The organism is Pseudomonas sp. NFX98, from assembly GCF_047784845.1.
In the GTDB taxonomy this organism is placed as follows: domain Bacteria; phylum Pseudomonadota; class Gammaproteobacteria; order Pseudomonadales; family Pseudomonadaceae; genus Aquipseudomonas.
This window is the reverse complement of sequence record NZ_JBLNNF010000018.1, coordinates 151086-163794: the sequence shown is the minus strand read 5'-3', so window position 1 is coordinate 163794 and position 12709 is coordinate 151086. Positions and strand designations below refer to the sequence as shown.

General features: G+C 60.4%; 12 protein-coding genes. 4 read left to right on the top strand and 8 right to left on the bottom strand.

Going from position 1 to position 12709, the window contains the following annotated elements:
• Positions 1-91 precede the first annotated feature (91 nt).
• Positions 92-577 carry a DUF523 domain-containing protein gene (locus ACM110_RS23145; RefSeq protein ID WP_416129587.1) on the bottom strand — a complete coding sequence of 162 codons (486 nt, stop codon included), beginning with the start codon at positions 575-577 and terminating at the stop codon, positions 92-94.
• A 2-nt stretch (positions 578-579) separates the two neighbouring features.
• Positions 580-1212: a 2OG-Fe(II) oxygenase gene (locus tag ACM110_RS23140; protein WP_416129586.1), complete on the bottom strand. Its 633-nt coding sequence runs from the start codon at positions 1210-1212 to the stop codon at positions 580-582.
• Between the two features lie 108 nt (positions 1213-1320).
• On the opposite strand from ACM110_RS23140, the gene ACM110_RS23135 reads away from it, so the two are divergent.
• Entirely contained in the window at positions 1321-2073 is a 753-nt protein-coding gene (locus ACM110_RS23135) for a DUF2059 domain-containing protein (RefSeq protein WP_416129585.1), read from the top strand.
• 129 nt (positions 2074-2202) lie between these two features.
• Here the strand turns inward: ACM110_RS23135 and ACM110_RS23130 are convergent, their stop codons facing one another.
• Complete coding sequence (locus ACM110_RS23130; protein WP_416129584.1) at positions 2203-3150, bottom strand: alpha/beta hydrolase; 948 nt, start codon at positions 3148-3150, stop codon at positions 2203-2205.
• 96 nt (positions 3151-3246) lie between these two features.
• Between ACM110_RS23130 and ACM110_RS23125 the strand changes: the two genes are divergently transcribed.
• Together ACM110_RS23125 and ACM110_RS23120 are read left to right on the top strand one after the other, a co-directional pair.
• Entirely contained in the window at positions 3247-3828 is a 582-nt protein-coding gene (locus ACM110_RS23125; protein WP_416129583.1) for a DUF6436 domain-containing protein, read from the top strand.
• Positions 3829-3939: 111 nt separating this feature from the next.
• On the top strand, positions 3940-6351 hold the full coding sequence (locus ACM110_RS23120; RefSeq protein WP_416129582.1) for a penicillin acylase family protein: 2412 nt from the start codon (positions 3940-3942) through the stop codon (positions 6349-6351).
• A gap of 145 nt (positions 6352-6496) precedes the next feature.
• Here the strand turns inward: ACM110_RS23120 and ACM110_RS23115 are convergent, their stop codons facing one another.
• The gene (locus tag ACM110_RS23115) at positions 6497-7462 is read right to left on the bottom strand and encodes a GlxA family transcriptional regulator (protein WP_416129581.1); all 966 of its coding nucleotides are present in this window, start codon (positions 7460-7462) and stop codon (positions 6497-6499) included.
• A 294-nt stretch (positions 7463-7756) separates the two neighbouring features.
• On the opposite strand from ACM110_RS23115, the gene ACM110_RS23110 reads away from it, so the two are divergent.
• A complete protein-coding gene (locus ACM110_RS23110) occupies positions 7757-8398 on the top strand; it encodes an HD domain-containing protein (RefSeq protein ID WP_416129580.1) in 642 nt (213 codons plus the stop codon).
• 91 nt (positions 8399-8489) lie between these two features.
• Here ACM110_RS23110 and ACM110_RS23105 read toward each other — a convergent pair whose 3' ends face one another.
• The 4 genes from ACM110_RS23105 to ACM110_RS23090 all read right to left on the bottom strand — a co-directional run bounded on the left by ACM110_RS23105 (position 8490) and on the right by ACM110_RS23090 (position 12609).
• Positions 8490-9383: an ABC transporter permease subunit gene (locus tag ACM110_RS23105; RefSeq protein WP_338583751.1), complete on the bottom strand. Its 894-nt coding sequence runs from the start codon at positions 9381-9383 to the stop codon at positions 8490-8492.
• Positions 9380-10261, bottom strand: coding sequence for an ABC transporter permease subunit (locus ACM110_RS23100; RefSeq protein ID WP_338586428.1), 882 nt, complete (start codon positions 10259-10261; stop codon positions 9380-9382). The genes ACM110_RS23105 and ACM110_RS23100 overlap by 4 nt, the downstream gene beginning before the upstream one ends.
• A gap of 35 nt (positions 10262-10296) precedes the next feature.
• Positions 10297-11439: an ABC transporter ATP-binding protein gene (locus ACM110_RS23095; RefSeq protein ID WP_338583752.1), complete on the bottom strand. Its 1143-nt coding sequence runs from the start codon at positions 11437-11439 to the stop codon at positions 10297-10299.
• Positions 11440-11511: 72 nt separating this feature from the next.
• Positions 11512-12609: a polyamine ABC transporter substrate-binding protein gene (locus ACM110_RS23090; protein WP_338583753.1), complete on the bottom strand. Its 1098-nt coding sequence runs from the start codon at positions 12607-12609 to the stop codon at positions 11512-11514.
• Between the last annotated feature and the right edge of the window lie 100 nt (positions 12610-12709).

Here is a 12709-nt window from a genome sequence, read left to right as displayed (position 1 = left end):
GCCAAATTCAACATCTTCGTTGACTGTCAGGCCGCCATCGTCGGAACGCCGCCCGGAGCAAGCTCGCTCCCACAGGATTTTGTGGTGTTTGTTAGTCCTGCGTTGTCAGCACCTGCGCCGCTTCAGCCAACTCCAGTTCACTGAACACCAACACCCCATGACGCTTGAGCAACGCCGCCGTCACCCCTTCGCCACTGACCTTCACCCCACTGAACGTCCCGTCATAGGTCAGCAGATTGCCGCACGACGGGCTGTTGGCCTTGAGGATGGCGATGCGGATGCCGTGTTGTTGCACGAGCTCCAGCGCCTGATAAGCCCCGGACAAAAATTGCGCACTGACGTCTTCGCCTTCGGTGGTGATTACCGATGCATGACCTTCAAGCACTTCGCTGCCCTGCCCGCCAGGAATCTCCGCTGCCGCCCGTGGCGTCGGCAAGCCTCCGGCGACTTCCGGGCACAGCGGCACGACCCGACCTTCGTCGAGCCACGCCTGAAGCTGATCGAACGGCCCGCTGGCACCGCCGTCGTATCGAACGCGGTGACCCAACAGGCAGCGGCTTACCAATATCTTCTGCATGATCAAAACGGCTCGTTGCCCCGGCGCCGAAACCAGCCGGTCAACGACAGGCGCTCCCGGGTCGCGGGCAGGACTTCATGGGGAACCTCGCCTGACAGGAACACCACCAGGCACCCACCGGTCGGCACCACATCGTATTCCGCGTTTTCGTCCAGGTACATGCGCAACTGGCCGCCATGCTCGGGAAGCCATGCGTCATTGAGGTAGACCACCGCCGATACCATCCGCTTGTCGTCATCGCGAAAGCGATCGACGTGCTTGAGGTAAAACGCGCCGGGCGGATACATCGCGAAATGGCTTTCGAAATCTTCCAGCCCCAGGAACAGACCGCGGTTCATCGCCTCGCGCAGGCTGTCCATCAACCGCAGATAACTGTCGCACGCCTCGGCCTGACCAGGTTCGATCCACTGGATGTGATCACCGCGAATCCCCTCGCGGATCTCCGAGGAAGGCCCACGCCCCACCGCTGCCGGGGCCAATTCACCCTCGGCGGCACGTTTACGGCACTCGGCCGCCAGTGCTCGGGTCAGATCCAGAGGCAGGAAAATATTCTGCTGCGACCAGCCGTTGGCAGCGAGGTCGTCGACGATTCGTAACAGCAGCGGGTGATCAGAAGGTATTTGCATGGCGCGCATAGTATTCCGGCGCCTGAAAATCCGACAGAGCCACGCAGCGGGTTGATACGAATTCTCGACAAGACCTTATGCCACACGGAGAATAGTCGCCTGCTGACAGGAGTCCCTATGCGCCGTTTGCTTTTCTCCCTGCTGATGTTCTGCGTTTTGCCCGCCTGGGCAGACGGCCACGACCAGTTGTACAAGGTCGCCGGCTGGCCGGAACAACGCGCGCATTTCAGCGACGCCCTCTCGGCCGCGCAGCAGCGTTACCAGAGCAGCCTGCCACCTGCGGTGTTCCAGGCCCTGGTCAACAACAGCAACCAGCGCTTTGAACCCAAGGCTGTCGACCAGCGCGCCGAAGCACAATTGCGCAAGAACCTCACCGATCCGAAGCCCGCACTGGCGTTCTTTCAATCCCCGCTGGGCAAGAAAGTCGTCGCCGCCGAACTGCTCGCCACCCGTCGCGATCAATTGGCGAAAAATGCCAAGGGCTTGCCGAAGATGCAGGCCAGCGACAGCCGCTTACTGATCATCGGCCATCTGGCCCAGGCGCTGCCAGCGCGCGAGGCTGGTGCGGAAGTCAGTCTGGCGATTGCCGGTGTCGCGGCGGACAGCCTGAGCTCGATGATCCCTGGCCTGCTCGGCGCAGGTCAGGCGCAAGGCATGCTGAATGGACAACGGCAGCGCTTGATGGACCAGATCGGCAGCGACCTGAACAACACGCTGCTGTATGTCTATCGCGACCTGTCGGATGAAGAGCTGGAAGAATTCGCCACGTTTGCCGAGTCGACTGAAGGCAAGGCGTATTACCAGGCGGCGCTGGCAGCGATCAAGGCGGGGTTGGCGGTGGGGCAGAATCCTTCGAATCTCAGCCAATGATCTTGAGCGCCTGCAGGATCGCCATCGCGGGCAAGCCCGCTCCCACAGGTTTTGTGTAAGTCGCATATTTGTGAGTTCACACAGTTCATTGTGGGAGCGGGCTTGCCCGCGATGGGGCCACCAGTCTCACTACAAATTCCTGCCCTTGATCCGCTTGCTCAGAAACCCGAAATACTCCCCCCGCAACACCAGCGCTTCATTCGCCAAATGATGCCGCGCCTCGGGCAGCATCAACACCTGCGGCCGATCGAATTTCGCCCGCAGCACCTCAAGGTTGTGCTGCCAATCCACTGTCATGTCGGCTTGTCCCTGCACAATCAATGGTCGCCGGGTGCTGGCCGGCGCGGCTTCGACACGCTTGATCCATTGCGCCAATGCCCCCACCCACGCCGTCGGCAGTCGCAGCGGCTGCAACGGATCGGCTTGCAGGAATGGCAGAAAGGCCGGGTCGTTGGAGTTCTCGCTGAAGCGTCGGGCGATGGCTTTGACGAACGGCTTGAGCAAGTAATAACTGAAATGCGACCAGCCCCAGGCCCGCGGCCGCACCAATGGCGCCAGCAGAATCACCTGGCCCTGGGCCGGGCTGCTCGCCCCCGCATTCAACACATGATCGATCACGATCGCCCCACCGGTACTCTGCCCGCACAGGTGCCACGGTTGCGGCAAGTCGAGGGATTTCGCTTCGGCAAACAGCCCCTGCAAGGTGTCCTGATACTCGGCGAAGTCCTTGATACTCGCCCGCTCGCCACTGGACAGACCGTGCCCCGGCAGGTCGCAGGCAATCACCGCAAAGCCCTGATCGAGCGCCCACTCGATCACATGCCGGTAGAGCCCGGTGTGATCGTAGAAACCGTGGAACACGAACAAAGTCGCCTTCGCCTGCGCCGGCCACCAGACCTGGCTGACCAACTCGTAGCCATCAATCTGAAAACGCCCCAGCCCACTGCGGACATGGCGCGAGGAAAAATCCAGACCGTAGAACCGCTGATACGCCTGCGCCTCCGCTGTAAGCGGCTGTCCCTCGGCCAATGGCCGCAGGCTGGCGCGCAGATGATCAGGGTCGAAGGTGGCAGGCATGGACGATTCCAGAACACGAAACAGGGTTTATGGATCTGCGATATTCATCTGTCGCGGCAAGCATGGCAAGCTAGCCGACCTTCGAGGATTGACCCTATGCGCTCGCCCGTCCGTGCCACCGTGTTTATCAGCCTGCTCGCTCTGTTGTGCGCCGGCGTGTTGTGGGCGGCTTACGATTGGTTTCAAGGGCGCTACCTGCGCGCATTCAGCGAGCACACGGCGGTGTTCTCCGGCGATCCGCTGCGCCTGCCCGATACGCTTTCCGGACCCGGCGCGATCCGCCTCGTGCACTTCTGGGACCCGGCCTGTCCGTGCAATGTCGGCAATCAGCAGCACCTCAGCGATCTGGTCGAGCAGTATGGTCCGCAAGGTGTGGAGTTCTACTCCGTGCAAAAGCCCGGCAGCCACGGTCAGTTGCCGAGCACCTTGAGCAACCTGAAAACCCTCACGGTCCTGCCCGGCTCCGAGCAAATCCCCGCCAGCCCCGCCGTGGCGATCTGGGATCGCAGCGGCAAACTGGCGTACTTCGGCCCATACAGCGAAGGCCTGACCTGCAATTCCAGTAACAGTTTTATCGAGCCGATCCTGCAAGCGCTGAACCAGGGGCGCCCGGTGAGTGCCACTCACACACTGGCGGTGGGTTGTTACTGCCCGTGGCCGGTCGATACGTCGAAGTAGGGAAAAACGCGGTAATACGAATCCCTCCTACGGGCGATGGGCCAATCCGGTTAGCCGTGTTAAACAGTGGCACCAGGGAACTGCTGCCACTCATAACAACAAGGAGTCACCATGAAACGAAGCCTGACCGCACTCGGTCTGCTGATTGTCGCGCTCACCGCCGCCGGCGGCTGGTACGTCTACAGCAAGCAGCCGACACGCCAGGGCATGGTGGAACTGCAACACCTGCAAGGCTCGGTCACTGTGCGCTACGACGAGCGCGGCATCCCGCATATCCGTGCCGAAAACGAAACCGACCTGTACCGCGCGCTCGGCTATGTCCACGCCCAGGACCGGTTGTTCCAGATGGAAGTCCTGCGTCGCCTCGCCCGTGGCGAGTTGGCCGAAGTGCTAGGGCCGAAGCTGCTCGACACCGACAAGCTGATGCGCAGCCTGCGCATTCGCGAACGCGCCGAAACCTACCTGGCGAATCTTGATAAGCAATCACCGACCTTCATCGCCTTGCAGGCCTATCTGGATGGCATCAACCAATATCAGGACAGCCACGCCAAACCCGTGGAATTCGATGTGCTGGGCATTCAGAAGCGCCCGTTCACCGCCCAGGACACCATCAGCATCGCCGGTTACATGGCCTACAGTTTTGCCGCGGCGTTTCGCACCGAACCGCTGTTGACCTACGTGCGCGACCAACTCGGCGCCGATTACCTGAACGTGTTCGATCTCGACTGGCAGCCCAAAGGCGTGCTGGCGAAGCAACACAGCGGCAGCGGGCCGGTTCTCGCCAGCGCCGACTGGAAGGATCTCAACGCCCTCGCCCGCCTCAGCGAGCAGGCCTTGGCCGACAACGGCTTGCCGCAGTTCGAGGGCAGCAATGCCTGGGTCGTGGCCGGCAATCGCACCAAAAGCGGCAAGCCGCTGCTGGCAGGTGACCCGCACATCCGCTTTTCCGCGCCGTCGGTGTGGTACGAAGCGCATCTCTCGGCACCGGGCTTCGAGCTCTACGGCCACTATCAAGCCTTGATGCCGTTCGCCTCGCTGGGCATGAACCGCGACTTCGGCTGGAGCATCACCATGTTCCAGAACGATGACCTCGACCTGATCGCCGAAAAGGTCAACCCGGCCAATCCCGATCAAGTCTGGTATCGCGGTAAATGGGTCGACATGGTGAGCAGCGAACAGCAGATCGCGGTCAAGGGCCAGGCGCCGGTCACCTTGGTGCTGCGTCAGTCACCCCATGGTCCGATCGTTAACGATGCGCTGGGCAACAGTGTCGGCAAAACACCGATCGCCATGTGGTGGGGTTTTCTCGAAAGCCAGAACCCGATCCTTGAAGGCTTCTATCAGCTCAACCGCGCCGACACCCCGGCCAAGGCTCGCAGTGCTGCGGCGAAGATCCAGGCGCCGGGGCTTAACGTTGTCTGGGCCAACGTCAAGGGCGACATCGGCTGGTGGGCGGCGGCGCAATTGCCCAAGCGACCTGCCGGGGTGAAGCCGTGGTTCATCCTCGACGGGAGCACTGCCGAGGCGGACAAGGACGGTTTCTACCCGTTCAGCGCCAACCCGCAGGAAGAGAACCCGGCGCGGGGCTATATCGTCTCGGCCAACTTCCAGCCGGTGTCGGCGACGGGCATGGAAATCCCCGGCTATTACAACCTGGCCGACCGTGGCCAGCAGCTTAATCAGCAACTCAGCGACAAGGCGATCAAGTGGGATCTGGACGCCAGCCAGCAGCTGCAACTGGGCACCACCACCGGTTACGGCCCGCGCTTGTTGGCGCCACTGCTACCGGTGTTGCGTGAAGTGGTCAGCGATCCTGCAGAACTCAAACTAGTGGAGCAACTGGCGCAGTGGAAAGGCGATTACCCCCTCGAATCCACAAACGCCACCGTGTTCAACCAATTTCTGTTCAACCTCGCCGACGCGGCGATGCACGATGAGCTGGGCAACGACTTTTTCGAAACCCTGCTCTCGACCCGCGTGATCGACGCAGCGCTCCCGCGCCTGGCGGCAAACGCCGATTCACCGTGGTGGGACAACCGCAACACCCTCGGCAAGGAAACCCGCGCCGATACAGTCAAGGCTGCCTGGCAGGCCAGCATCGCCCACCTCAAGACCACCCTCGGTGCGGACTTCGCGCAATGGCAGTGGGGCAACGCGCACACCCTGACCCATGGTCATCCGCTGGGCCAGCAAAAGCCGCTGGATCGTCTGTTCAACGTCGGCCCGTTTGCCGCACCTGGCAGTCATGAAGTACCGAACAACCTGTCGGCCAAGATCGGCCCGGCACCGTGGCCGGTGACCTACGGCCCGTCGACCCGGCGCCTGATCGACTTCGCCGACCCGACCCACAGCCTGACCGTCAACCCGGTTGGCCAGAGTGGCGTGCTGTTTGACCGTCACTATGAGGATCAGGCCGAGGCGTATATCGAAGGGGTTTACTACCAGGCGCATCTCAATGATGAAGAGGTGACGGCCAATACTCGCAGTACCTTGAAGCTATTGCCTGCGCGCTCAGGGCAATAGGTTTGGTCGTTTGGACTGGCCTCATCGCGGGCAAGCCCGCTCCCACAGGTTTTCTTGGTGTTCACAGAATTTGTGTTCAACCAAGATCCTTGTGGGAGCGGGCTTGCCCGCGATGAGGCCCTGTCAGACGACAGAAAATCCCGACTCAAACCATCGCCGCAAAATTCAGCCTGAACTGCTGCGGCGTCACCCCCAACCTGCGGTTGAACACGCTGCGCATGTGCTGGGCATCGCGAAAGCCGCACTGATAGGCGACGGTCTTGAGCGGGGCGCTGGTGCTCTCCAGCATCACCCGCGCGGCATCCACCCGCGCCCGCTCGACGAATTCGGCCGGGGTGATTTTCGCTTCCTTGGCGAACACCCGGGAAAAATTGCGCGCACTCATGTTGGCTGCGTTGGCGAGGTCGGCGATGGCCAGGTCGCCCGTCAAGTTGGCCAACACGTAATGCTGGACCATTGCCACCGCCGAGGTCGGTTCCGCGTGGGGCGTCAGGAACGGGCTGAACTGTGATTGCCCGCCCGAGCGCTGGGTGAACACCACCAATCGCTTCGCTACATTCAACGCCACTTCCGGCCCGTGATCGCGGCCCAGCAGGTACAGCGACAAGTCGATCCCCGCTGTGACCCCGGCCGAGGTGTAAAGCTCAGCGTCCTGCACGTACAAGCGATCGGCCTCGACCTGGGTCGATGGACACAACGTCGCCAACGCCGCCGCATCGCTCCAATGCGTGGTGACTGTCCGCCCTTCCAGCAACCCCGCCCGCGCAAGCATGAACGCACCGTTGCAGATCGAACCAAAGCGTTGCGCCAGCGCGCAGGCATCACGCAGCCAGGTATCGAACGCGGCGCCAAAACTCATGAACGGCAACTGGGGACCACCGGCCACCAGCAGCAAATCGTAAGCCTGCAACGCCTCACTGAAATGCCGATGCGCGTTCAGCGCCAATCCGTTGGAGCACGCCATCACCCCACGCTCCACGCCGATGACTTCCAGCCGATAGTGATCCTCGGGCGCGAGGAAACGATTGGCCTCGGAAAACACATCCATGGGACCGGTGACGTCTAGCGACTGGACACCGGCGAAGACCACGATGGCAACGGTTTTCTGCATGGTTTGGATAGCTCTCGAAGAATCAGACTCGACGCTAACCGCCTTTGTAGGAGCAAGGCTAGCCCGCGATGGCGCCTGTGAGATCGCCATCGCGGGCAAGCCTTGCTCCTACGAAAAGCAGGTCAGCCATTCACCATGATTCACCGTAGCGAATATGCACGCAGGAAGCGAGGCTGGCGCGATATGCATGTTCATTGGCCGGGATCGCAGCCATGGATCGATTGTCCGGTTTCAGGGGGGCGAACAGACTGGACACCTCAGCGCCGCCACGGCGCTCACCATGAGGAAACTCCCATGAGCACCACCATTGCCGGTATCAAAATCCCCGACAGCGCATTGGCCAAAGCCACCACCGAATACATCCGTGACGTCGAGTCCGACCTGCTTTATCACCACTCGCGTCGCGTCTTTCTGTTCGGTGCACTGAGCGGTGAACGCAAGCAACTGGCCTATAACCCTGAGTTGTTGTACGTCGGCGCGATGTTCCATGACCTGGGCCTGGTGGAAGGTCACCGCACAGACAACGAGCGTTTCGAAGTCGATAGCGCCAATGCCGCCAAAGCGTTCCTTCAGCCGTACGGCTTTTCGGATGACGATATCGAGCAAGTGTGGCTGTCGATTGCTCTGCACACTACACCGAACGTGGTGCACCACCTGCGCCCCAACGTGGCACTGGTGACCGCCGGCGTTGAAATGGATGTGCTGGGCATCAACTACGCGGCATTTCCCACCGTGCAGCGCGAAGCGGTGGTGCATGCGCATCCACGGGGTGAGGGGTTCAAGGAGTGCATCCTCTGCGCGTTCGCCAACGGCTTCAAACACAAGCCGGACACCACATTCGGCACGGTGAATGCTGACGTGCTGGTGGACAGCGAACCAGGCTTCAAGCCGATGAACTTCGTTGAGATCATCCGCAAGTCGCCTTGGATTGCATAGTCCTGAAAATCAAAAGATCGCAGCCTGCGGCAGCGCCTACAGGAGTACACATTCCTCTGTAGGAGCTGCCGCAGGCTGCGATCTTTTGCTGTTACGCCGCTTCCGGCGCCTGTTGCGCGCGGCGCACGTCAGGCTGTTTCCACGAGTCGGCTGCGCTTTCCTCGATGGCTTGCTGAATCGCACGCTTGCGGCTTTCTTCTGCGCGACGGCTGAAGAACCACACCAGGAAAGTCATCAGCGAGACCGCCAGCAGAATCAGGCTGGCCACGGCGTTGATCTCAGGCTTCACGCCCAGACGCACCGCCGAGAACACTTCCATCGGCAGGGTCGTGGAACCCGGACCCGACACGAAGCTCGCCAGCACCAGGTCATCCAGCGACAGAGCGAACGACATCATGCCACCCGCACCCAACGATGGCGCGATCATCGGAATGGTGATCAGGAAGAACACCTTCCACGGCCGCGCACCGAGGTCCATGGCCGCCTCTTCGATGGACAGATCCAGCTCACGCAAGCGCGCCGAGACCACCACCGCGACATACGCCGCACAGAACGTGGTGTGAGCGATCCAGATCGTGACGATGCCGCGCTCCTGCGGCCAACCGATCATCTGCGCCATCGCCACGAACAGCAGCAACAGCGACAGACCGGTGATCACTTCCGGCATTACCAACGGCGCCGTCACCAGGCCGCCGAACAGCGTACGGCCCTTGAAATGGGTGATGCGAGTCAGGACGAATGCCGCCAATGTACCCAGCGCCACCGCTGCAACTGCCGTGTAGCAGGCGATTTCCAGCGAGCGCACCACCGAGCCCATCAGTTGGGTGTTGTCGAGCAGGCCGACGTACCACTTGATCGACCAGCCCCCCCAGACCGTCACCAGTTTCGAGGCGTTGAAGGAGTAGATCACCAGGATCAGCATCGGCGCGTAGATGAACAGCAGACCCAGTACCAGCATCAGGCTGGAGAAACGGAAGCGCTTCATTCTTTACCCTCCATTTCCTTGGCCTGACTGCGGTTGAACAGAATGATCGGCACAATCAGGATCGCCAGCATCACTACCGCCAGGGCGGAGGCCACCGGCCAGTCACGGTTGTTGAAGAACTCTTGCCAGAGCACTTTACCGATCATCAGGGTTTCCGGACCGCCGAGCAGTTCCGGGATCACGAACTCACCCACCACCGGGATGAACACCAGCATGCAGCCGGCGACGATGCCGTTCTTGGACAGCGGGATGGTGATCTTCCAGAAGCTGTTGAAGGTGCTCGAACCAAGGTCGGAAGCGGCTTCCAGCAAACTGTTGTCGTGCTTCACGAGGTTGGCGTACAGCGGCAGGATCATGAACGGCAGGTACGAATAGACGACGCCGATGTACACCGCGAGGTTGGTGTTCAGGATTTGCAGCGGTTCGTTGATCCAGCCCATGCTCATCAGGAAACCGTTGAGCAGGCCGTTGTTGCTGAGAATGCCCATCCACGCGTAGACGCGGATCAGGATCGCGGTCCAGGTGGGCATCATGATCAGCAACACCAGCACCGTTTGCATTTCTTTGCGGGCGCTGGCGATGGCATAGGCCATCGGGTAGCCGATCACCAGACAGAGGATGGTGCTGATCAGCGCCATCTTCAACGAGCCGAGGTAAGCGGCGATGTACAACTCGTCGCCGGCCAGCATCGCGTAGTTGCCAAGGTTCAGCAGCAGCTGCAATTTCTGTTCGGCGTAGCTGTAGATTTCGGTGTACGGCGGGATGGCCACGTCGGCTTCGGCGAAGCTGATCTTCAGGACGATGAAGAACGGCAACATGAAGAACAGGAACAGCCAGATGAAAGGAACCCCGATGACCAGTTGGCGGCCACCGGGAATTATTCGATTGAGGCGGCGTTTGAATTTGCGCATGTTCATGAGCGAAGTACCACGCCGCTATCGTCTTCCCAGTACACGTAGACCTGATCACCCCAGGTCGGACGCGCGCCACGGCGTTCGGCGTTCGCCACGAACGACTGGACGATCTTGCCGCTCGGCAGTTCCACGTAGAACACCGAGTGACCGCCGAGGTAGGCGATGTCGTGGACCTTGCCGCTGGACCAGTTGTACTGGCAGGTCGGCATGTCAGCGGTGACCAGAAGCTTCTCCGGACGGATCGCGTAGGTGACCGACTTGTCCTGCACCGAAGTGCTGATGCCGTGGCCAACGTAGATCTGATGGTCCATGTCTTTGCAGGTAATGATGGCGTGGCCTTCGGCGTCGTCGATCACTTCGCCTTCGAAGATGTTCACGTTACCGATAAATTCGCAGACCAGGCGGCTGGTCGGGGTTTCGTAGATGTCGATCGGGCTGCCGATCTGGGCGATCCAGCCCAGGTGCATGATCGCGATGCGCTCGGCCATGGTCATGGCCTCTTCCTGATCGTGGGTCACCATGACGCAGGTTACGCCGACGCGCTCGATGATCTCGACCAGCTCCAGCTGCATTTGCGAGCGCAGTTTTTTATCCAGTGCACCCATCGGTTCGTCGAGCAACAGCAGCTTCGGTCGCTTGGCCAGCGAACGGGCCAGGGCCACACGCTGACGCTGGCCGCCGGACAATTGATGCGGCTTGCGCTTGGCGTACTGGCTCATCTGCACCAGCTTGAGCATGTCGGCCACGCGAGCATCGACTTCAGCGGCAGGCAGTTTGTCCTGCTTGAGGCCGAAGGCGATGTTCTGCGCCACGGTCATGTGCGGGAACAAGGCGTAGGACTGGAACATCATGTTGATCGGCCGCTCGTACGGCGGCATGTCGGTGATGTCTACGCCATCAAGGAAAATGCGCCCCTCCGTGGGCCGTTCGAAACCTGCGAGCATGCGCAACAAGGTGGATTTGCCCGATCCCGAACCGCCGAGCAGGGCGAAAATCTCGCCTTTCTTGATTTCCAGGGACACATCGTCCACGGCAATCGTCTCGTCGAACTTCTTCGTGACCCGGTCGATTTTGACCAGCACCTGCTTAGGTGACTGGTCGCCCTCGAGGGCTTTCTTATAGGCGCCGGAGGCAACTGCCATTTACGAAACTCCCAGAAAAAAGAGTGCAGTTCGCTCAAGGTGAGCCAACTTTGGATAGTTTGAGCCTTGAAGCTATTTACCCGACTTGACCTTGGTCCAGCTGCGGGTCATTAAACGTTGAATATTGGGTGGCAACTCGATGGACACGTAGGTCTTGTCGAGTACGGCCTGCGGTGGATAAACCGCTTCGTCGGTGCGTATGGACTGTTCCATCAGTTTGTCCGACCCAGGGTTAGGGTTGGCATAGCCGACGTAATCACTGACCTGGGCAATCACCTCAGGTTTCAGCAAATAGTTGATGAACGCGTGCGCCTCTTTGACGTTGGCCGAGTCCTTTGGAATCGCCAGCATGTCGAACCAGAGTGCGCCGCCTTCTTTTGGAATCGAGTAAACGATGTCTACGCCTTTCTTGGCTTCAGCTGCGCGGTTGCGGGCCTGGAACATATCGCCGGAGAACCCGATCGCGACGCAGATATCGCCGTTGGCCAGGTCCGCGATGTATTTGGATGAGTGGAAATACGTCACGTAAGGCCGCACCGCGAGCAACTTGGCTTCGGCCTTTTTGTAGTCTTCAGGGTTGGTGCTGTTGGCATCCAGGCCCATGTAGTTGAGGACCGTAGGCATCATCTCGTCGGCGGAGTCGAGGAACGCCACGCCGCATTTGCTCAGCTTCTTGATGTTTTCCGGTTCGAACACCGCAGCCCACGAATCGATCTTGTCGACGCCCAGCGCAGCCTTGACCTTTTCAGGGTTGTAACCGATTCCGTTGGTGCCCCACAGGTACGGGACGGCGTACAGGTTGCCCGGATCGTTTTGCTCCAGACGCTTGAGCAATACAGGGTCGAGGTTGGAATAGTTCGGCAGCAGCGACTTGTCGAGTTTCTGGAACGCGCCAGCCTTGATCTGCTTGCCGAGGAAGTGGTTGGACGGCACGACCACGTCGTAACCGGTACGACCGGCCAGCAACTTGCCTTCCAGGGTTTCGTTGGAATCAAACACGTCATAGACCGGTTTGATGCCGGTCTCTTTCTGGAAGTCGGCCAGGGTGGTCTCACCGATGTAATCCGACCAGTTATAAATATGCACGGTGCCGGCGGCCTGAACACTGGCGACAAGCGTCAGTCCGGCGCCGAACAGCATGGCATTGCGCAACAAAGAAAAAATAGGCAAGTGGAGGTCCTCTAAAAGTTAGTTGGGCCCAAGTTGCCCCGCGTTACATGACAACCGTGGTTGTCCCGCAACAAAACCGGCGCGCAACTTACCCTCGAAA